Below are 18,536 nucleotides of genomic sequence, written 5' to 3'. Positions count from 1 at the left end.
GGATCGGCCCCTGCCGCACACCCGAGTGGGAGGCGCCGATGTACGGGTGCGAACACTGCGTGGCGGAGCTGGAGTACATGGGCGGTGAAGCCGTCAGAGCCCTGGACCGGGCCGAGGCAGACCGAACCTTCGAAAGAGGGAAACCGTGGAGCTGACCGCCGTGAACGCATTGACGATCAAACGGACCGACAAGGTCTTCGTCTCGAATCGGACCATCGGAATCCGGGACATGCTCGCCCTCCCGAACGGGGGCCGGACCCTGTTCCTGGACACCGGAGTCGTGGTCAGACTCGCGCCCCTGGTGACCGCGTACGTCGTGCGCGCCGAGGACCGGCCGACGGCACGAGCCCCGGTCCGCCCCATCGAGGCCCGCCCTCCCTTCGTGGACTGCTGGGTGTCGCCGTGATGCGGCGAGAGCGGCGGCGCCGTGTCCACGGCCGGCCCGTGTCGAACGTTGAGCGGAACCGGTGTCTGATCCGGTGCGGCCCGCCACCCCCGACCCTGATCGAGCGCATCCGCAGGGAGGCGTGGAGTGTCGAGTCGTTCTGGGCCCGGCATGTCACCCAGCGGGAGCTGCACCGGCGGCTCGACCGCTTGCGGGCGCTCCACGCAGCCCGCACGCCGCCCGAATGGAAGACCCCGGCGGTCAACCCACGCCGCCAGGCCCTGGAAGGTTCACCGATGATCACTCCTGACGATGTCCGGGCGTGGCGGGGCGGCCCTCCGTCCGCGTCCTGCGCCGTGTGCCTCATCCTGCGTGCCGGCCTGCGGGACGCGGCGAAAGCGGGGGCGTACGAACGCTGCGCGGGCATCGGGGACCTGCTCGACTTCCATGAGGCCACCGCGCACGAGACCGCCGTGGCGCTGGAGTCCCGCCCGAGGGAACGTGTCACCGGACCGGTGGGCGGCGAGGGCCGGGTGCGCCGTACCGATGCCAAGGTCCAGGAGTCCAAGGACCGAGTGCTCGCCGAACGGGGCGCCGTCACCAAGCGGTACCTCGGCGGAGAGCCTGTCAGCGCTCTGGCGACCGGTTACCGCGTGACCGAGGCGTGGCTGAGGTCTGCCCTGAAGGACTGGTCCGTGCCCATGCGGAGGCGCGGGGCCTCACATCGCGGAGCGCTGACGCACGGGGTACAAGGCGACCTTCACCGCCAGGGACGGCAGGAGGAGACCAGACGATCGGACGGCTCGCCGTGAGCACACAGGTCAGGGACGACATCGGCCGGGACGCCAACGGAACCATCCAGGTCATCCGCTGCCCGCACAGCCAGTGCAGGCAACTCGTACAGGTCGAGATCAACCATCCTCTGCACCACACCGACAGCACTGACGAGACCCACTGCCCGCCGTCCGGCGTTGAAGTAATCGACATCCCCGGCAGGCACCTGCCGAACTGAACACTCCTTTCGGGGAAGAAGATTACGCCGAGAGCACCCGGCCCTGTATCGCCTTCTGCGAAAACAGGGCCGGGATATCCGCATGCCTAAATTCAAAAGACAAAAGACGGCATATTCCAATTCAAATGACCATGCTTTCCCCTCTTCTGCATCAAGGGGTGAGCTGTAGCTTCACATACATAGGGCCCCTCACCGCAACTAGCGCTCTGAACGCTTCGATTCAGGCGAACCCTTGCGGCCGGGAGCCGAAACCCCAAAAGATCCGAAAGAGGTGAACGAGATGCAGGAATTCCTGGCCGACCTTCTGGCGGCGGTGCAGGCCGACCCGCCCTCCGTGGCCGCCGGCATCCAGGACCGCGTGCGTGCCGCCCGGTCCGGTGACGACATCGTGATGATGGGCGGCTGGACCGAGGAGGCGTAGCACCCGCCCCGGCACCGCGAACCGACACCCGGAGCGGCGATCCGCTCCGGGTGTCTCCCGACCCACAGAAGGTCATCCACCATGCGCTTCCTCAACTACGGCCATCTCTGCGAGACGACGGCCCGCTTCATCAACGGCGTCACCGGGAACTACCCTGCGGCCCCGCACGACCTGCGCCCCTCATACGCGAGGGCCATCAACACCATCCGCCCCACCACCCTGCCCGCCCAGCCGGCCGGCATCACGATCGACTACGAGGACAGCGGCTGGGTCACGTACTGCGTGGAGCGGAGCATCTTCCCGCACATCGTCGGCCTGGCGACCGCGTCCCACGGGGCCACCCGAGAGGCGTGGGACCGTCACGTTGTCGCCGCCCTCGACCTGATCCGCGAGATCCACCCCGCCCTCCGCAACATCGTCGACCTGTTCGTCACCGATGTGGTCGTGCTCAACTCGGGCGCGAACGGTGGGGGCAGCGCCAACACGATGCCGGGGGTCGTCCTCGTGAGCCCGGCTCCTGCGTGGACCACGCTCGACTACGCGATGTGCCTCGTCCATGAAGGGCTGCACACCGCTCTGTTCATCCTGGAGTGCACCTACGAAATGTTCACCCTCCCTCCGAAGATCCTGGAGCAGGAGGAGAACCGCGCCTACTCCGCGATCAAGATGGAGCCGCGACCGTTCCACGCCGCGCTGCACGCCGCAGCAGTCACGGTCCCGCTCATGGCCATGGAGCACCAGCAGGGCGGCAGCACCCTCGTGGACCAATACCGGGACTCGCTCCGGGCCTCCTGTGCCGACATGAAGGCCCGGCGGCGCCTGTGCACCCCGTACGGGCTGCTCCTGCTGGACGAGCTGTGCACGTGGGCGGAGGCGGATGAGCTCGACTTCGGCCGTGTGATCCATTCGCTCACCAGCCCCGAGTACACGGGCTACAAGCCGCCGGTCGCCGCGTGAGCCGGCCTACGGCTCGAAGGTGATCCCCGCTTCCCGGGCAAGGCTCAGGGCCAGCTCCATCGACCCTGGGCCCTGCACGACCGCGCCCCGAAGGCTCGCCGCCCCGCCGATGTCGATGAGTGTGCAGTTCTCGAAGCGAAGAGAGCCGGCCTTGACGCCGGCGAACTGGGCGCCGGTCAGGTCGCAGTTCTCGAACCGGACGTTGTGCATCTCGGCGCGCTGGAAGTCGACGCCCGTCATCCGGCACTCACTGAAGGTGACCGCGAAGAGCTTCATACTCCGCAGCAGCGCGGGAGCGACGACACAGTTCTCGAAGCGCACATCCCGGAACGTCCCGTGCTGCCAGGACGAGCCCGTGAATCGGCTCCCCACCACCTCGCACCTGATCATCGACACATCCTGGGCACTCACCTCGGCGAAGTCACAGGTGTCGAAGCGAGAGTCGCTGATCTGGCTGCGGAGCAGCCGGGCCCCGGTGAACCTCGAATTCCCGACCCGGCATCCCTCGACCTCCACGGCTTCGGCCTCGACCGCCAGGAACGAGGCCCCATCAAAGCGGACTCCCCGGACGATCGCATCGTCCTCAATGCCGTCCACCGACGGATCCCCCGCCCGCAGGGCGGCAGCGAGCCTCGGGGCCTCGGGGTTCTTGACGCGAACGGACGCGCTGCCTTGCCGGGCAATCTGAGCCATGGAGCATCCCTATCAGGGTCCGGTGGGGCCCGGAGTGCAGGGGAGGCTGCGGCGCTCCGAGCTGACCTCTATGCGGGCAGCCTCACGACGGCCGGCGTCGCCATGTCGTTGTCGTCCAACGCGATCTCGTCCAGTTCGACGCTGCGGACCAGGACACCGGGAAGGTCCACGAACCGGCCCAGCGCGTCGGCGATGGCCTCGGTCAGCGTCTCGGCCTTGAAGGCGCACGTGAAACGGGAGCCGCCCGGCCCCTCCTCCAGGTGGATGCGCCCGTCGTGGAAGCTGGCCAGCTCCGTCAGCCTGTCGTCCTGCTCTTCGGTGAGAGGGTCCTGAAGGACCAGGCTGAAGTACCAGTTACGCACAGTTCCGATGCCTCCGAGTAAATCGATCGATGTCCCGAGCCTCTTCACTCGGACTCTGCGGGGTGCGGGACACAGGGTCCCCAGGGCGTGCGTCCCGGGGCGGGCACCCATCCGGTCAGCACGCTGATGCCCGCATCGGCTGAACCTCTACTCGGGCAACCTCGCGACGGCCGGCGTCAGCATGTCGTTGAACTCAAGAGCGATCTCGTCCAGCTCCACGCTGCGGACCAGGACTCCCGGAAAGTCCTTGAACCGGGCCAAGGCGTCCGCGACGGCCTGGGTCAGCGTCTCCGCTTCGAATGAGCAGGTGAACCAGGAACGCTCGGGGGACTCGACCAGCGAGATCCTCCCGTCATGGAAGCCGGCCAGCTGCGCCAGTGCGTCGGACTGCTCCTCACTGATGACGTCCTGCAAAACCAGGTTGAAGTACCAGTTACGCACAGGCTCGGTGCTGCCTGACGAATGCATCGATATACCTCGCTTCCTCGCTCGGGCTCTGCGGCGTGCAGGACACCGAGCGCTTCTGGTTGCACGGACAGCACAAAACGTAACCCCAGTGGTGGGCGCCTCCCGTGCGGGTCACCTTGAGCCCTGCCGCCTCCGCCCTCTTGAGCGCCGCCTCGACGTCCTTCTTCTGATGCCGGTCACCGATACCCATGGTCACCAAGTGCTACTGCCACCGACGGCCGGGAGGGAGGGGAATCGGCGAACATCGCCCGATCGAGCGACCCGGCAGCACGGAGCGCATTGATAGGCATCACCGATCACCTTGAGCCGACTGATCGATTTCCCTGCGCTATCGAGGGTGTGACAGGGTGCGAATGTCCAACCCCTCATGCATCTGGAGTATCACTGTGCTCACCGTCGGCGACCAGTTCCCCACCTTCGAGCTCACTGCCTGCGTCTCCCTGGAGAAGGGCAAGGAGTTCGAGGTCCTGACCCACAAGTCCTACGAGGGCAAGTGGAAGGTCGTCTTCGCGTGGCCCAAGGACTTCACCTTCGTCTGCCCGACCGAGATCGCCGCCTTCGGCAAGCTGAACGACGAGTTCGCCGACCGCGACGCCCAGGTCCTCGGCTTCTCCGGTGACTCCGAGTTCGTCCACCACGCCTGGCGCAAGGACCACGACGACCTGCGTGACCTGCCCTTCCCGATGATGGCCGACGCCAAGCACGAGCTGATGCGCGACCTCGGCATCGAGGGCGAGGACGGCTACGCCCAGCGCGCCGTCTTCATCGTCGACCCGAACAACGAGATCCAGTTCACGATGGTGACCGCCGGTTCCGTGGGCCGTAACCCCAAGGAGGTCCTGCGGGTCCTGGACGCGCTCCAGACCGACGAGCTGTGCCCGTGCAACTGGACCAAGGGCGAGGACACCCTCGACGCCGGCACCCTGCTGGCCGGTGAGTGACCTCATGGCCCTCGACGCGCTGAAGTCCGCACTGCCGGATTACGCGAAGGACCTGAAGCTCAACCTGGGCTCGGTCATCGGCAACAACGAGAAGCTCACGCAGCAGCAGCTGTGGGGCACCGTGCTCGCCACCGCCATCGCCTCGCGCAGCCCGATCGCGCTGCGGGAGCTGGAGCCCGAGGCCAAGGCGCAGCTGTCCCCGGAGGCGTACACCGCCGCCAAGGCGGCCGCCGCCGTCATGGCGATGAACAACGTCTACTACCGGACCCGGCACCTGCTCTCGGACCCCGAGTACGGGAACCTGCGGGCCGGTCTGCGGATGAACGTCATCGGCAACCCGGGTGTGGAGAAGGTCGACTTCGAGCTGTGGTCGCTCGCCGTCTCCGCCATCAACGGCTGTGGCATGTGCCTGGACTCGCACGAGCAGGTCCTGCGCAAGGCCGGGGTCGACCGCGAGGTCGTCCAGGAAGCGTTCAAGATCGCTGCGGTCGTGCAGGCCGTGGGGACGACGCTCGACGCCGAGGCCACGCTGAGCGCGTGATCCTCCGCGCCACCGCGCACGAGGGCCCCGCCCGTACCGGAACATTCCGGAACGGGCGGGGCCCTTCGCCGTACAGCCGGCCGGTCAGCGCCGCAGGGCCGTCAGCAGGTCCCGCATATCCATGATCATCAGCTTCTCGGTGTCCTTCCGTACGTCCGCGGGAAGGGTCCCCTCGTCGTCGAACGGCGGGTCGACGTACAGGCTCACCACCGCCTGGCCGTCCAGGACGTGGAGCCGGGGCACCTCGTCCGACTCGGTGCGGGCGAAGAAGGCGCGCTCGCCCAGGTCCGGGACGGGGTCCAGGTCGACCGGGCCGCCGAAGGAGTTCTCCAGCATGACGTCCGCGTCGAACTGCGGGCCCGGGTCCGTCCGTCTGCTGAGCCGGTACTCGATCACCACCGTGCCCGTGCCGTCCTGGTAGCCCTCGCCGGTCACCTCCTCGCCGAAGGAGTACCAGCACCTCGACCAGTCCATCGCCGCGTGCTCCTGGGCCGACGGATCCGGCTCGTGGCGGGCTCCGTAGAGCGCGGTCACCGCCTTCATCTCCGCGTCCTCGCACAGGTCCGCGCTGACCCGGTAGCCATCGGGGTCCGGCTCGCGCGACGCGTACGCGTACAGCCCGCCGGCCCAGAGCGCGGACGCCACGGCCGCGCCGCCGAGCGCCCAGAGCCAGGCCCGCAGCGGAGCCCGGGGTGGGCGGGGCGGACGGTCGCCGATCACCGCATCGTCCCCGACGGGCGGCAGAGGCGGCGCCGGCGGCCGGGGCGGGATCTCGCCGTCCGCCCCGATCAGCTCCGGTTCGGAGATCATCGGGCCTCCTCCGGTTCCCGTTCCGGTGCCTTCACGAGCGTCCGCGCGGCCACGGGCCGCTGCCGGCCATGCGCCCGCAGATGCGCCACGACCGTGTTCACCACCGCCACCAGCGGCACGGCCACCACCGCGCCGCCGATCCCGGCGATCACCCCGCCGACCGCGACGGAGAGCACCACCGCCAGGGGATGCACCCGTACCGCCCGTCCCAGGATGAACGGCTGGAGCACATGGCCCTCGATCTGCTGCACGACGAGCACCACCCCCAGCACCAGCAGCGCGCTGACCACCCCCTGGGTGACCAGGGCCACGACCACGGCGAGCGCGCCCGAGAGCACCGCGCCGACCAGCGGGATGAAGGCGAAGAGGAAGACGAAGACCGCCAGCGGCACCGCCATCGGCACCTCCAGGAGCCAGATCCCCAGGCCGATGAAGACGGCGTCGATCAGCGCCACCAGCACCGTGCCGCGCACATACGCGGTCAGGGTGAGCCAGGCCCGCGGACCCGCGCCCGCGACCCCCGGCCGGGCCCGCTCCGGGACCAGCTTGAGGGTCCACTGCCAGATCCGGGGGCCGTCGTAGAGCAGGAAGAGCGTGGAGAACATCGCCAGCAGCGCGCCGGTCAGGAACTCCACCAGCACGGTGACGCCCTTGAGCCCCGCCGAGGTGATCTCCTCGGTGTTGCTGCCGATGGTGTCGCTGAGGCTGTCGGCGAGGTCGTTGATCTGGCTCTCGGTGACATGGAAGGGGCTGTCGAGCGCCAGGCGCTTCAGCTCGTCGATGCCGTCCCGTACCCGGTCCGAGAGATTGTCCAGATTGTCCATCACCTGCCAGACCACGAACCAGCCGACGAGCGTCATCACGGCGAAGCCGGCGGCCGCGGTGACGGCGGTGGCGAGGCCGCGCGGCAGCCCCAGCCGGCGGAGCCGGTCCACGGTGGGCTGGAGCAGCGCGGTGATCAGCAGCGCGGCGGCGAAGGCGAGCACCACGAGCTGTACGGCGCTGATGACCCGCATCAGCACCCAGAGCGTGCCCGCGAGGACGAGCAGCCGCCAGCCGGCCTCGGCGGCGACCCGGATCCCCCAGGGAATCACCGCGACCGGGTCGGGCCGCTCACCGGAATGCTCCGCTCCGGCAGTCGGGGCCAGCGGGTCGGCGAGGGTGTCCGGGGTGGGGTCCGCGCCCTCCGGTTCGCCGGCCGCGCCCTCCCCGCGCTCATGGACCCGGTCGGCGATCCGGACGATCCCCGCACCCAGCCCGGAGTACCACTCCGGCAGTCGTGCCATGGCGTTCCCACTTCCCCCCGCGTCTCCCCCGAGACCGAAAACGGTACACGCAAAGGAGCCCCCCACCGTGGCGACGGTGGAGGGCTCCCGAGCCGTGCGGACGGCTCAGTACCAGCGGTTGTCCAGCCAGAACGACCAGGCGCCGCAGGGGCTGCCGTACCGCTCGTTCATGTAGCTGAGACCCCACTTGATCTGCGTGGCGGGGTTGGTGCGCCAGTCGCCGCCGGCCGTGGCCATCTTGTTGGCGGGCAGCGCCTGCACCAGTCCGTAGGCGCCGGAGGACGGGTTCTCCGCCTTGTAGTTCCAGGTCGACTCGCGCTGCACGATGTTGCTGAAGCACTGGAACTGACCGGCCGGCACGATCTGCCGGGCGATCGCCTGGACCTGCGCCACGGTGTACGAGGACTGCTGGGCGAAGCTGGTGGAGGCGGAGTCACGGGCGGCGTCCCGGCTGGCACGCTCGGCCTTCTCCCGCTCCTCCTTCTCCTTCTCGGCCCGCTCCTTGGCCTCGGCCTCCTTCTTGGCCTGGGCGTCGGCGGCGTCCTTCTTGGCCTGGGCGGTCTGCGCGGCCTGGATGCGGGCGTCCTCCTCGGCGGCCTTCCTGGCGGTCGCGTCGGCGGCTGCGGCCTGGGCGTCGGCCTGCTCCGCGAGGGAGGAGACCTGCACCTGGGCCTGCTGACCCATCGGTATGTCGGCGAGGAGGGTCGCGTCGGCGGCGGTCGTCTCGAAGTTCTGGTTCGAGGACTGGGGGTCGCCCGAGGCGACACCCACGACGGCTCCGACGGTGGTGACCGCGGTGGCTGACGCCACGGCGAATCCCCGGACCGAGATCCGGCTCACACGGTTTCCTTCCAGCATCGCCCGCACAGGTGACCCCGCGGGCGAATCTTGCCCCTGGCGCGGGCCTCCCCCAGCTCGGGGTCACAGGAGGCGCTGGCCCGTGGTCAACTCCCTGGCGGGAGCGGCCGATACAGCTCGCGGGCGGCACACGACGACGAGTGTTGAGTTGTACGGCGCTGCGGTCGGCACCACGGATGGTGCCCTTGTGTCGTATGCGGGGCCTGACGGAAGCAAGACTCTGCCGGAACGGGCGGGCGCAAGGCAATTCTTCGTTGCGTGGGAAACGTCACACCCGTTTGGCTCTGGAGTTTGGCGCGAACCCATCCACAGCACGGCGCCGCCCCAGTACGCTGCTGCGTTTCCGGGGCGGCGCCAACTGCGCTCCGCCGTACCGGAGTCCCCCGAGGGGCCCCGGTACCGCTGTCCGGGCGAACCGGTGAAACCGTACGGACCAATCGGCCCGGTCGTCTTCACCGGAAACGCGTCGGATCTCCCACCAGGGTCAGATATGCCCCTCTTCCAGCATTTCGGTCACCAGTGCGGCGATCTGGGAACGCTCCGAACGGGTCAGCGTGACATGGGCGAAGAGTGGATGGCCCTTCAGCTTCTCCACCACGGCGACCACTCCGTCGTACCGGCCCACCCGCAGGTTGTCCCGCTGGGCCACATCGTGGGTGAGGACGACCCTGGAGTCCGCGCCGATCCGGGAGAGCACCGTCAACAGCACGTTCCGCTCCAGGGACTGGGCCTCGTCGACGATGACGAAGGCGTCGTGCAGCGAGCGGCCCCGGATATGGGTGAGCGGCAGGACCTCCAGCATGCCCCGGCCGAGCACCTCCTCGATCACCTCACGCCCCGCGACCGCCGACAGCGTGTCGAACACCGCCTGCGCCCAGGGGCTCATCTTCTCGGCCTCGGTGCCGGGCAGATAGCCCAACTCCTGCCCGCCCACCGCGTACAGCGGCCGGAAGACCATCACCTTCTGGTGCTGACGGCGCTCCAGCACCGCCTCCAGGCCGGCGCAGAGCGCCAGCGCCGACTTGCCGGTGCCGGCCCGGCCGCCCAGCGAGACGATGCCGACGTCCGGGTCGAGCAGCAGATCCAGCGCGATGCGCTGCTCCGCGCTGCGGCCGTGGATGCCGAACGCCTCCCGGTCGCCCCGGACCAGCCGGATCCCGCCGTCCGCGGTGACCCGGCCGAGGGCCTTGCCGCGCTCCGACTGGAGGACGAGCCCGGTGTGCACGGGCAGCCCCTCCACGTCCGGGACGGACAGCCGCTCCTCCCCGTAGAGCAGGTCCACCTGTTCGGCGGAGAGCGGCAGCTCGGCCATCCCGGTCCAGCCGGAGTCGGTGACGGCCAGCTCGGCGCGGTACTCCTCGGCGAGCAGCCCCACGGAGGACGCCTTGATGCGCAGCGGCAGGTCCTTGGAGACGACGGTGACGTCGTACCCCTCGGCCTGGAGATTGCGCGCCACGGCGAGGATCCGTGAGTCGTTGTCGCCCAGCCGGAAGCCCGCGGGGAGGAGGGCCGGGTCGGAGTGGTTCAGCTCGACCCGGAGGGAGCCGCCGAGGTCGCCCAGTGGAATGGGGGCGTCCAGGCGTCCGTGCCGGATCCGGAACTCGTCCAGCAGCCGCAGGGCCTGCCGGGCGAAGTAGCCCAGCTCCGGATGGTGTCTCTTGGCCTCCAGCTCCGTGATGACCACGATCGGGAGCACCACTTCGTGCTCCTCGAAGCGGGTTGGGGCGTGTGGATCGGCCAGCAGGACGCTGGTGTCGAGAACGTAGGTGCGCCTGTCGGGCAGTCGGCGCTTTGTGCTGTTCACCACGGAAGGACGTACCCCCTCGGATGAGGTCGGCGGTGCGACGCCGTCGCGGGCCAGTCGGCCCTCCTGCCGGGGAGCGGCAGGGGACCGCCCCGCCTGGGGCGGGGGAGGAGCCGGGCTGCGGGCCACGATGCGCGGGCCGACGAGCACCGGCCCTCCACCTGGGTCGCACCGCAGGTGCGTTCCTTCGTGCGCAAAGGGCCTCCCGGGTGAGCGGTGCTGGCCGCTCACTGAGATACGACGTACGGGGATCGGACGTCGACCTGTGGGGGATATGCCCTCGAACACCCGCTGCCATGCCCGTTCCTGCGGCTACGGGTGGATGAACAGCAGGTGATGCGCCGGGAGGGAGGGGTCGTCAGCCGCCGTAACGGCGGTGCCGGGCGGCGTAGTCGCGCAGCGCCCGCAGGAAGTCGACCTTGCGGAAGGCCGGCCAGAAGACCTCGCAGAAGTAGTACTCGGAGTGGGCGCTCTGCCAGAGCATGAATCCGGACAGGCGCTGTTCGCCGCTGGTGCGGATGACGAGGTCGGGGTCGGGCTGGCCCCGCGTGTACAGGTGCCGGGAGATGAGGTCGACGTCGACGACCTCGGCCAGCTCCTCGAAGCTGGTGCCGCGCTCGGCGTGGTCCAGGAGGAGGGAGCGGACGGCGTCCGCGATCTCCTGGCGGCCGCCGTAGCCGACGGCGACGTTCACCAGTATTCCGGTGTGGTCGAGGGTGGCCTGTTCGGCTTCCTTCAGCACGGTCTGGGTGCGGCCGGGCAGCAGGTCGAGGGTGCCGACGTGGTGGACCCGCCAGCGGCCGTCGGCGGCGAGGGAGCGGACGGCGTCCTCGATGATGCCGAGGAGGGGCCCCAGCTCGTCCTCGGGGCGGTCCAGGTTGTCGGTCGACAGCAGCCAGAGGGTGACCACCTCGACATCGGTCTCCGCGCACCAGCCGAGGAGTTCCTGGATCTTGCTGGCGCCGGCCTTGTGACCCGCTTCGGGGGTGCCGCCGGAGGCGCGGGCCCAGCGGCGGTTCCCGTCGAGGATGACTCCGATGTGCTTGGGCACCTGGGCGTGGTCCAGCCGGCCCTCCACCCGGCGTGCGTAGAGCCTGTAGACCAGGTCACGCAGGTTCACGGAGTCCACCTCTCGGTTCTGTCGGGTCGGTCGCCGCGGGATGCCCGGGAGCGGTCCGGGACGGCGGCGGCAGATGTGGGTGATGGCCGCCGGCCGGATGAAGTCCGGGAGCGGTGGCACGGGTGCCTCGGCTCCCGGGCGCCGGCAGCGGGCGGCCCGGTCGGAGACATACGGCACTCCCCCGCGCCGTACGGCACCCCCTGAGGCCGCCAGACTACTGCGCACCGGCGGGCGCGACCCAACCTGGTCTGTCACAAGTCCGTGATAAAGAGGGATGTGTGATTGATTCCTCTCCTTACCTCGCCTCCGACGACCGGTACGACTCGATGGAGTACCGGCGCAGCGGCCGTTCGGGTCTGCGGCTGCCCGCCGTCTCGCTCGGCCTCTGGCACAATTTCGGCGACGACCGCACGCTGGCGTCGCAGCGGGCGATCCTGCGCCGCGCCTTCGATCTGGGGATCACCCACTTCGACCTGGCGAACAACTACGGACCGCCGCCCGGGTCGGCCGAGCTGAACTTCGGCAAGATCTTCGCCCAGGACTTCGCCCCGTACCGGGACGAGCTGGTGATCTCCACGAAGGCCGGCTATCTGATGCACCCCGGCCCGTACGGGGAGTGGGGCTCCCGGAAGTACCTGCTGTCGTCGCTGGACGCCTCGCTGAAGCGGATGGGCCTCGACTACGTCGACATCTTCTACTCGCACCGCTTCGACCCGCACACTCCGCTGGAGGAGACGATGGGGGCGCTGGCCTCCGCCGTACGGCAGGGGAAGGCCCTGTACGCGGGTGTGTCGTCGTACAACTCCGAGCAGACAGCCGAGGCCGCGCGGCTGCTGCGGGAGATGGGTGTCCCGGCCCTGATCCACCAGCCCTCGTACTCGATGATCAACCGCTGGACCGAGGACGACGGGCTGCTGGACACCCTGGAGACGGCGGGCATGGGGTGCATCGCCTATGTGCCGCTGGCGCAGGGTCTCCTCACCGGGAAGTACCTCCAGGGCATCCCGGAGGGCTCGCGGGCCTCGCAGGGGAAGTCCCTGGATCCGGCGCTGCTCTCCGACGAGGTGGTGCGGCGGCTGCGCGGGCTCAACGACATCGCGGCGCGGCGCGGGCAGTCCCTGGCGCAGCTGGCGCTGAGCTGGGTGCTGCGGGATCCGCGGATGACGTCGGCGCTGATCGGCGCGTCGAGCGTGGGGCAGCTGGAGGAGAACGTGGCGGCGCTGGCCGGGGCGCCGCTGACGGCGGCGGAGCTGGCGGAGATCGACGTGTTCGCGGTGGACACGGAGGGTGTGAACATCTGGGCCCGGCGCGGCTGACCTCCGGCCCGTAACCCCCACGCCCACGGGCCGTCCCGGAGGACGCCGGAAAAGAAACCGGGCCGGTCCGTGGGGGGGGATACGGACCGGCCCGAGGGGGGGTTTCCACCATAACGCGTCATCGGTCCTCCTGCCCGCCACCGGCGTCCCGCCCGCATGTCGCGGTCGGCGCGGTGGTTCCGGCGGGCCGGGCGGGGCCCGGAAAGAGGGCCGGGGACCCCGGTGCGGCGCGGCGGGGCCGGCGTCCCCCTGACGGGTGAGACGGCCGAAGTGCACGGGGTTGACGCCCGCCGGAGTCCGGCGGGGCCGGCAGGCCGACGGGCGCAGGTCCGGCGGTCCGGTGGGCGCGCAGAGGGGTCCCGTGGGTCCGGAGAGGCTCCGGTGGGGCCCGGAGAGGCGGGTCAGGCCGCGTCGTCGTCCCGGGTCTTGTTGGCGATGATCTCCGCCATGAAGCTCTCGCCCCACATGCCCAGCGGCTCCAGGGCCGCGTTGAGCGAGGTGCCGAGGGCGGTGAGGGAGTACTCGACGCGCGGCGGGACCTCCCGGTAGACCTCGCGGTGGACCACTCCGTCGGACTCCAGCTCGCGGAGCTGCTGGATCAGCATCTTCTCGCTGACCTCTGGCACCCGGCGCTTCAGCACACCGAAACGGAGGGTCCCTCCGTCGTGCAGCGCCCACAGGATCAGCGGCTTCCACTTGCCACCGACCACATCGACCGCCGCGTCCAGCCCGCAGTGATAGGACGGCCTGGTCTTGGCCACGGTGTCTCCCCAGGGGTAGGTACCGGCTTTTCGGCCAGTACACCACTTCCGGACGGTCAGGGGCGACGGGGGTACGGGGCCGTCCCCGCTGTCAGCCGCGGCCCGCTTCCGGACCCCGGCGCAGCAGGGTGATGCCGTCGCGGTGGGCCACCTCGCGGTAGCCGTGGGAACGGCGGGCCCCGGCCAGTTCGGCGGCCTGCTGTCCGGCGGGGTAGGGCCAGTGGCCGGTGCGGTACGGCCAGGCCTCCGGCGCGTGGGCGTCGTGGACGATCCACTCGGCGGTGGGCGGTGGCAGCCGTCCGTGCTCGTAGCGGTAGAGCCGCGCGTCGACCGGGAAGGCGGGGAAGAGTACGACCTCGCAGCGCGCGGTGAGCTGCGGCGCCAGCCGGTTGGACGCGGCGACGGTCGCGCCGTCCGGGATCCGGGCGAGCAGCGCGCGGGCCGCCTCCGCGTGCGCGCTGCGCTGCCAGGTGGCGCGCTGGGCCAGCTGGGCGAGGGGGAAGGACGGCAGCAGGACGAGCGTCACCCCCAGCGCGGTGGCGAGCGAGGCCCGCACATGGCGGACGGCCGCCGGCGGGGCCCCGCCGCCGCGCCAGGGCCGCAGGGCGTCGATCAGCCCGGCGGCGACCACCGGCATCAGGACCGCGCTGTAGTGGAAGGACGTGCCCCAGTGGAAGCCGTTCTGCGACAGCATCCGCCAGGCGAGGGTGGGCACGGTGAGCAGCGCGAGCGGTGAGCGGAGCGCGAGCAGCGCGGACGGGGCGAAGACCAGCACCAGGGTCATGGCCTTGATGTCCGGCCGGAGGGCGTCCAGGGGGGCGAAGGCGACGGTGGTGAGCAGCGACTCGTGGGAGCCCTCGCCGAGGTTGACGCCGTGCGCGTAGCCGCCGGCCGGGTGGAGGGCGGGCAGCAGCAGCCGGATCTCGACGGCGGAGGCGAGCGCGCCCGCCGCGGCGGTGAGCAGGCCGAGGCGGCGGGGGCCCTTCCAGGCGACGACGGCGCCGACGGCGGCGAGGGTGAGCCCCAGATCCTCCTTGATCAGTACGAGGGGGGCGGCCCACAGCACGGCGGCCCGCCAGCGGCCCTGTCCGAGCGCCACGGCGGAGCAGGCCAGCAGGGGCACGGCGAGCGCGACCTCGTGGAAGTCGAAGGCGGCGGCGGAGGCGATACCCCAGCTCAGGCCGTAGACGGCGGCGACGGCGTGCGCGGAGCGGCGGCCCAGGGCGGTCAGTGCCCAGGACGCGAGGGGGACGACGGCGACGGCGAGCAGCGCGGACTGGACGACGAGCAGGCACAGGGGGGACGGCCACAGCCGGTAGAAGGGGGCGACGGCCGCCAGCGCGGGGTGGAAGTGGTCGCCGAGGAGGTTGAAGTCCTCCCCGCGCAAGGGGGAGAGCGGGCGGCGCAGTTCGGCGTAGGCCCTGATGGCCTGCTCGAAGATGCCGAGGTCGTACCCGGTGGTGCGGAGCAGGAGATGGCGGCGGACGGCGACGGTGGCGTAGAGCGCGAAGAGGACCGCCGCCCAGGCCCAGGGGAGCGGGACGGCGGGCCGCGACCGGGGCGCGGGCGCGGGGATCGTCCCCGGCGACTCGCCGCCCAGCCGAGCCCGTTCATCAGGAAATGTCCGCATACATCGTGACTCTAGAGGGGGGTGTGGGGCCCGTCCGCCTCAGCCGGGGGCGTGTCCCGGGGCGCGGTGACGGGGTGCTGCGCCGGGGTGCTGTACGGGGTCGGGCGGGCCGCGTCCGTGCCGGTCGCGCTCAGCTCGCCGCCGGGGCCGCGCCGAGCAGCAGTCCGGCCAGCGCCCCGCCGATCATGAACGGGCCGAAGGGGATCGCGGTCCGCCGCCCGGCCCGGCCGAGTGCCATCAGCCCGAACCCGTACACCGAACCGAACAGGAACCCGGCGAACGCCCCGAGGAAGAGGGTGCCCCAGCCGTACCAGCCGAGGGCGACCCCGAGTGAGAGCGCCAGCTTCACGTCCCCGAATCCCATGCCGCCGGGGTGGATGACGAAGAGCAGGAAGTAGGCGGCTCCGAGGACCGCCCCGCCGAGCAGGGCGCCGGTCCAGGAGCCGGCCGCGCCGGGGAGCCGGGCGGCCGCGCCCAGCAGGACGGCCGCGGCCGCCGCGAGCGGCAGGGTGAGCCGGTCGGGCAGCCGGTGCACCCGGCGGTCGACGACGGCGAGCAGCACGGCGAACGGCGCGAGCGCCAGCCAGACGGCGAGTTCGGGCCGTACCCCGGTGGCGGCGGCGAGCGCGGCGCACGCGCACGCGGTGACCGGCACGGCGGCCGGCGCCCCCCGTCCTGCTGCCGCCGGGCACGCGGCGCACCGCGCACCGCCGAGCCAGCCGCGCACGGACGGGTGGAAGGGGTGCCCGGCCGGGCAGGCCTGTCGCCAGTCCTCGTCGGGGCGGACGGAGAGCCGGTACGCGGCACGGGGGATGAGGAGCCCGGTGCCGGCTCCCCACAGGGCGGCGGCGGCGATCAGCGTGGCGTACACGGCGACGAGCGTAGGGGGCGGCCCCGGGGCCGTCATGGGTCCGGGGGCCCACTCCTGCGGGAGGTGCGCGCGCTACCGTCGGGGCATGGCGCGAGGACGGCGATGGCGGGACGGCACGGGCGAGTTGTGGGTCGGGGACCGGGAGGCCCCCGTCCCCCTGGAGATCGCGGCGAGCCGCGCCGCCCGCCGCCGGGGGCTGCTGGGCCGGGACGGGGTGACGGGCGCGATGCTCCTGACCCCGTGCGGCGGTGTGCACACCTTCCGCATGCGGTTCACGATCGACGTGGCCTATCTGGACGCCGACTTGCGCGTCCTGGACCTGCACACCCTGCCCCCGGGCCGGCTGGGCCGCCCCCGCCTGCGCGCCCGCCACGTCCTGGAGGCGGCGGGGGGCGCCCTGACGGGCTGGGGGCTGGCCCCGGGGGTGGCGGTGCGGATCGCCCTGCCGGACGAGTGATCACCTATTCCCCGGACGGCTGCCCCCGCCCCGTGCGAGTGAGCCGAGTGCCGCACCGTTCGACCACCTCCGCTCCCTTCTTTGCCTTGGGCCCCGTGCGAGTGAGCCGAAGGGGCGCCGCGGGTGTCGAAAGTGGAGAACGCGCGGAGGTTCCGAGGTACGAGGAATCGAGCACGATCGACCGTCGACACTCGCACCAGCGCCCCGGAGGCGAACCGAGCCTGCAAAAAAGGCCGCGCGCGGAGCCCGCGCCGGACAACCGCCCGCGCGTCGGGGTGGTACGCCTGCCGATGGCCGACCTACGGACGCCCCCGCCCCGAACCGGGACCTCGCCCCGACGGCACGCCCCGGAGGCGAACCGAGCCTTATGTGGACGCGTGCCGCCCGCGTTTGCGGCCCATTCCGAGTCGGGCCAGCGCCGTCCACCCCGCCAGCCCCAGGACCAGGACCGTCCCCGTCCCGATGCCGGCGATACCGATCAGGGTGAGGACCGCTTCGCGGGTGTCGTCGTCGTCCGGTGCCGCGTGGGCGGGCTGGGCGCCGGCGGTGATGCGGTCCTCGTCGGCCACGCCGAAACCCTGGCGGAAGGGGTCGCTCTCGTAGGGCGGCGCGGTGCCCGGGGTTCCTTCGACGCCGACGCGGAGGGTGACGGGGGTCGTGCCGGGCATTCTGCGGTCGGTGGAGACGCGGAGGTAGTACCAGCCGGCGAAGCGCATGGCGCTGGTCTCGTCCTGGTCGGAGGTCCGGTTCGCGAACGCGACGGGCACGGTGTCGAGGGAGACGCGGGTGGTGCGGGAGCGGTGGTCGGCGTCGGCGTTCTCCACGAAGCCCCGGGCGGTGTTGAAGACGGTGATCCGCGCGCCTTCGTAGACGGTCCGCCCGGGGGTGGCCCCGCCGCCGAATTCGGCGTCGACGAAGAGTTGCTGCCCCCAGTCGACGGGTACGCGGTAGAACACGCTCTCACCGGCCTTGAGCCGGTCGCGCCAGATGCCGTGGCCGATCGCGGTGGCGTCGTTGAACCCGCTGCCGCCCTCGGCGTCCCGCGCCGCGCCGCCGACGTGCTCGGGCGCGTGGGAGTGCCAGGTGACGGACGCGGACGGGGTCGGTGAGTCGTCCTTCAGGCCGGGTTCGGCCATGTACTTCAGCTCGACGGGGAACTCCTGGACCGCCGGGGTGTCGGCGGACCCGATCCATTCGACGGAGTACAGGTACTGGCCCTTCTTCTGGCAGTCCCGGCCGGGCCCGATGCGGCGGGTGGAGTAGTCGGCGGCCGGCAGCGGGGTGGAGCCGCCGAAGACGATGTCGTTGGAATCGCTGCATTCGGCGCCGTTGGGCGCGAACAGGGAGACGCGTATCCCGTCGGACGCGACGGCCCGGTTGCCGGGCCCGGGGGCGAGGACGGCGGAGATGTAGGCGTTGGACGTGTCGTCCAGCGTGACCCGGTAGAACTTCAGGTCGCCGGGGGAGATGGTGTCGAGGTAGGTCTTCCCGGGTTCCAGCGACGGGCCGCCGGCGCGGGCGGAGGGGCTGCCCGTGATCCGTTCGGCCTCGGGGTCCGTCTGGTAGCTCACGGGCCGGGCGGGCGGGGCCGCCGTGACGGGTACGGGTGCCTGGAGCAGCGCGCACGACGCGCCGATGACGATCCCCGCGCGCAGGACCGTGCCCCGCGCCCTTCGCGCGGGCGCCGTCCCACCTGCCGTCGCTGTCCTGCCCCGCCTCATCCGCGCGCTCCTCGGCCCACTCGTTCGACAGTCGGCCCGCAGCGTACTGCGGGCCGGCCGTCTCCCGTACAGCCGTCGTCGTCCCGGGTGTTCCGGGAGGGCCCGCCGACGGGCCGTTCGCC

22 protein-coding genes are annotated in these 18,536 nt (G+C 71.2%); 9 read left to right on the top strand and 13 right to left on the bottom strand.

Annotation, left to right across the window (positions count from 1 at the left end; genetic code table 11):
- The first annotated feature begins 145 nt into the window (after nucleotides 1–145).
- From SYYSPA8_RS09020 to SYYSPA8_RS09000, 5 genes are all read left to right on the top strand, one after another.
- Complete coding sequence (locus SYYSPA8_RS09020; protein ID WP_323446496.1) at nucleotides 146–406, top strand: hypothetical protein; 261 nt, start codon at nucleotides 146–148, stop codon at nucleotides 404–406.
- 38 nt (nucleotides 407–444) lie between these two features.
- Nucleotides 445–1,197 carry a hypothetical protein gene (locus SYYSPA8_RS09015; protein ID WP_323446495.1) on the top strand — a complete coding sequence of 251 codons (753 nt, stop codon included), beginning with the start codon at nucleotides 445–447 and terminating at the stop codon, nucleotides 1,195–1,197.
- Nucleotides 1,194–1,397, top strand: coding sequence for a hypothetical protein (locus tag SYYSPA8_RS09010; RefSeq protein ID WP_323446494.1), 204 nt, complete (start codon nucleotides 1,194–1,196; stop codon nucleotides 1,395–1,397). Before SYYSPA8_RS09015 ends, SYYSPA8_RS09010 begins: the two co-directional genes overlap by 4 nt.
- 271 nt (nucleotides 1,398–1,668) lie before the next feature.
- Entirely contained in the window at nucleotides 1,669–1,818 is a 150-nt protein-coding gene (locus SYYSPA8_RS09005) for a hypothetical protein (RefSeq protein WP_323446493.1), read from the top strand.
- 81 nt (nucleotides 1,819–1,899) lie between these two features.
- Nucleotides 1,900–2,775, top strand: a complete 876-nt coding sequence (locus tag SYYSPA8_RS09000) for an aKG-HExxH-type peptide beta-hydroxylase (protein ID WP_323446492.1) — start codon at nucleotides 1,900–1,902, stop codon at nucleotides 2,773–2,775.
- A 6-nt stretch (nucleotides 2,776–2,781) separates the two neighbouring features.
- Here the strand turns inward: SYYSPA8_RS09000 and SYYSPA8_RS08995 are convergent, their stop codons facing one another.
- The 4 genes from SYYSPA8_RS08995 to SYYSPA8_RS08980 form a co-directional block, all read right to left on the bottom strand.
- On the bottom strand, nucleotides 2,782–3,468 hold the full coding sequence (locus SYYSPA8_RS08995; protein ID WP_323446491.1) for a pentapeptide repeat-containing protein: 687 nt from the start codon (nucleotides 3,466–3,468) through the stop codon (nucleotides 2,782–2,784).
- A gap of 68 nt (nucleotides 3,469–3,536) precedes the next feature.
- Entirely contained in the window at nucleotides 3,537–3,830 is a 294-nt protein-coding gene (locus tag SYYSPA8_RS08990; protein ID WP_323446490.1) for a hypothetical protein, read from the bottom strand.
- A 147-nt stretch (nucleotides 3,831–3,977) separates the two neighbouring features.
- A complete protein-coding gene (locus tag SYYSPA8_RS08985) occupies nucleotides 3,978–4,271 on the bottom strand; it encodes a hypothetical protein (RefSeq protein WP_323446489.1) in 294 nt (97 codons plus the stop codon).
- Nucleotides 4,264–4,488: a hypothetical protein gene (locus tag SYYSPA8_RS08980; protein WP_323446901.1), complete on the bottom strand. Its 225-nt coding sequence runs from the start codon at nucleotides 4,486–4,488 to the stop codon at nucleotides 4,264–4,266. The genes SYYSPA8_RS08985 and SYYSPA8_RS08980 overlap by 8 nt, the downstream gene beginning before the upstream one ends.
- 196 nt (nucleotides 4,489–4,684) lie before the next feature.
- Here SYYSPA8_RS08980 and SYYSPA8_RS08975 point away from each other — a divergent pair, with 196 nt between their 5' ends.
- Together SYYSPA8_RS08975 and SYYSPA8_RS08970 are read left to right on the top strand one after the other, a co-directional pair.
- On the top strand, nucleotides 4,685–5,239 hold the full coding sequence (locus tag SYYSPA8_RS08975) for a peroxiredoxin (RefSeq protein ID WP_323446900.1): 555 nt from the start codon (nucleotides 4,685–4,687) through the stop codon (nucleotides 5,237–5,239).
- A gap of 4 nt (nucleotides 5,240–5,243) precedes the next feature.
- On the top strand, nucleotides 5,244–5,780 hold the full coding sequence (locus tag SYYSPA8_RS08970; protein WP_323446899.1) for an alkyl hydroperoxide reductase: 537 nt from the start codon (nucleotides 5,244–5,246) through the stop codon (nucleotides 5,778–5,780).
- An 84-nt stretch (nucleotides 5,781–5,864) separates the two neighbouring features.
- On the opposite strand, the gene SYYSPA8_RS08965 is transcribed toward SYYSPA8_RS08970, so the two are convergent.
- The 5 genes from SYYSPA8_RS08965 to SYYSPA8_RS08945 all read right to left on the bottom strand — a co-directional run bounded on the left by SYYSPA8_RS08965 (nucleotide 5,865) and on the right by SYYSPA8_RS08945 (nucleotide 11,658).
- Nucleotides 5,865–6,590, bottom strand: coding sequence for a hypothetical protein (locus SYYSPA8_RS08965; RefSeq protein ID WP_323446488.1), 726 nt, complete (start codon nucleotides 6,588–6,590; stop codon nucleotides 5,865–5,867).
- Nucleotides 6,587–7,876, bottom strand: a complete 1,290-nt coding sequence (locus SYYSPA8_RS08960; protein ID WP_323446487.1) for an AI-2E family transporter — start codon at nucleotides 7,874–7,876, stop codon at nucleotides 6,587–6,589. Before SYYSPA8_RS08960 ends, SYYSPA8_RS08965 begins: the two co-directional genes overlap by 4 nt.
- Nucleotides 7,877–7,981: 105 nt before the next feature.
- On the bottom strand, nucleotides 7,982–8,716 hold the full coding sequence (locus tag SYYSPA8_RS08955; RefSeq protein ID WP_323446486.1) for an aggregation-promoting factor C-terminal-like domain-containing protein: 735 nt from the start codon (nucleotides 8,714–8,716) through the stop codon (nucleotides 7,982–7,984).
- 502 nt (nucleotides 8,717–9,218) lie between these two features.
- On the bottom strand, nucleotides 9,219–10,541 hold the full coding sequence (locus SYYSPA8_RS08950) for a PhoH family protein (RefSeq protein ID WP_323446485.1): 1,323 nt from the start codon (nucleotides 10,539–10,541) through the stop codon (nucleotides 9,219–9,221).
- 355 nt (nucleotides 10,542–10,896) lie between these two features.
- Nucleotides 10,897–11,658, bottom strand: a complete 762-nt coding sequence (locus SYYSPA8_RS08945) for an isoprenyl transferase (RefSeq protein ID WP_323446484.1) — start codon at nucleotides 11,656–11,658, stop codon at nucleotides 10,897–10,899.
- Between the two features lie 278 nt (nucleotides 11,659–11,936).
- Here SYYSPA8_RS08945 and mgrA point away from each other — a divergent pair, with 278 nt between their 5' ends.
- The gene (gene mgrA, locus SYYSPA8_RS08940; protein ID WP_323446483.1) at nucleotides 11,937–12,974 is read left to right on the top strand and encodes an L-glyceraldehyde 3-phosphate reductase; all 1,038 of its coding nucleotides are present in this window, start codon (nucleotides 11,937–11,939) and stop codon (nucleotides 12,972–12,974) included.
- A gap of 401 nt (nucleotides 12,975–13,375) precedes the next feature.
- Here mgrA and SYYSPA8_RS08935 read toward each other — a convergent pair whose 3' ends face one another.
- From SYYSPA8_RS08935 to SYYSPA8_RS08925, 3 genes are all read right to left on the bottom strand, one after another.
- Nucleotides 13,376–13,735 (bottom strand): winged helix-turn-helix transcriptional regulator, encoded by a 360-nt coding sequence (locus SYYSPA8_RS08935; protein WP_323446482.1) that lies wholly within the window; start codon nucleotides 13,733–13,735, stop codon nucleotides 13,376–13,378.
- 91 nt (nucleotides 13,736–13,826) lie between these two features.
- Nucleotides 13,827–15,365, bottom strand: a complete 1,539-nt coding sequence (locus SYYSPA8_RS08930) for a DUF2079 domain-containing protein (RefSeq protein ID WP_323446481.1) — start codon at nucleotides 15,363–15,365, stop codon at nucleotides 13,827–13,829.
- 130 nt (nucleotides 15,366–15,495) lie between these two features.
- Nucleotides 15,496–16,272 carry a prepilin peptidase gene (locus tag SYYSPA8_RS08925; protein ID WP_407705944.1) on the bottom strand — a complete coding sequence of 259 codons (777 nt, stop codon included), beginning with the start codon at nucleotides 16,270–16,272 and terminating at the stop codon, nucleotides 15,496–15,498.
- Nucleotides 16,273–16,321: 49 nt separating this feature from the next.
- Between SYYSPA8_RS08925 and SYYSPA8_RS08920 the strand changes: the two genes are divergently transcribed.
- Nucleotides 16,322–16,693 (top strand): DUF192 domain-containing protein, encoded by a 372-nt coding sequence (locus SYYSPA8_RS08920; protein ID WP_323446479.1) that lies wholly within the window; start codon nucleotides 16,322–16,324, stop codon nucleotides 16,691–16,693.
- A gap of 365 nt (nucleotides 16,694–17,058) precedes the next feature.
- Here SYYSPA8_RS08920 and SYYSPA8_RS08915 read toward each other — a convergent pair whose 3' ends face one another.
- Nucleotides 17,059–18,414: a hypothetical protein gene (locus SYYSPA8_RS08915; protein ID WP_323446478.1), complete on the bottom strand. Its 1,356-nt coding sequence runs from the start codon at nucleotides 18,412–18,414 to the stop codon at nucleotides 17,059–17,061.
- Between the last annotated feature and the right edge of the window lie 122 nt (nucleotides 18,415–18,536).

Source organism: Streptomyces yaizuensis, assembly GCF_034961445.1.
Lineage (GTDB): Bacteria > Actinomycetota > Actinomycetes > Streptomycetales > Streptomycetaceae > Streptomyces > Streptomyces yaizuensis.
Note: the sequence above shows the minus strand (reverse complement) of the source record. Positions and strands in the feature narration are given on the sequence as shown.

Coding starts and splice junctions, on each gene's coding strand:
- SYYSPA8_RS09000 (WP_323446492.1), top strand. CDS start 1,900: ATGCGCTTCCTCAACTACGGCCATCTCTGCGAGACGACGGCCCGCTTC.
- SYYSPA8_RS08995 (WP_323446491.1), bottom strand. CDS start 3,468: ATGGCTCAGATTGCCCGGCAAGGCAGCGCGTCCGTTCGCGTCAAGAAC.
- SYYSPA8_RS08980 (WP_323446901.1), bottom strand. CDS start 4,488: ATGGGTATCGGTGACCGGCATCAGAAGAAGGACGTCGAGGCGGCGCTC.
- SYYSPA8_RS08970 (WP_323446899.1), top strand. CDS start 5,244: ATGGCCCTCGACGCGCTGAAGTCCGCACTGCCGGATTACGCGAAGGAC.
- SYYSPA8_RS08965 (WP_323446488.1), bottom strand. CDS start 6,590: ATGATCTCCGAACCGGAGCTGATCGGGGCGGACGGCGAGATCCCGCCC.
- SYYSPA8_RS08960 (WP_323446487.1), bottom strand. CDS start 7,876: ATGGCACGACTGCCGGAGTGGTACTCCGGGCTGGGTGCGGGGATCGTC.
- SYYSPA8_RS08930 (WP_323446481.1), bottom strand. CDS start 15,365: ATGCGGACATTTCCTGATGAACGGGCTCGGCTGGGCGGCGAGTCGCCG.
- SYYSPA8_RS08925 (WP_407705944.1), bottom strand. CDS start 16,272: ATGACGGCCCCGGGGCCGCCCCCTACGCTCGTCGCCGTGTACGCCACG.
- SYYSPA8_RS08920 (WP_323446479.1), top strand. CDS start 16,322: ATGGCGCGAGGACGGCGATGGCGGGACGGCACGGGCGAGTTGTGGGTC.
- SYYSPA8_RS08915 (WP_323446478.1), bottom strand. CDS start 18,414: ATGAGGCGGGGCAGGACAGCGACGGCAGGTGGGACGGCGCCCGCGCGA.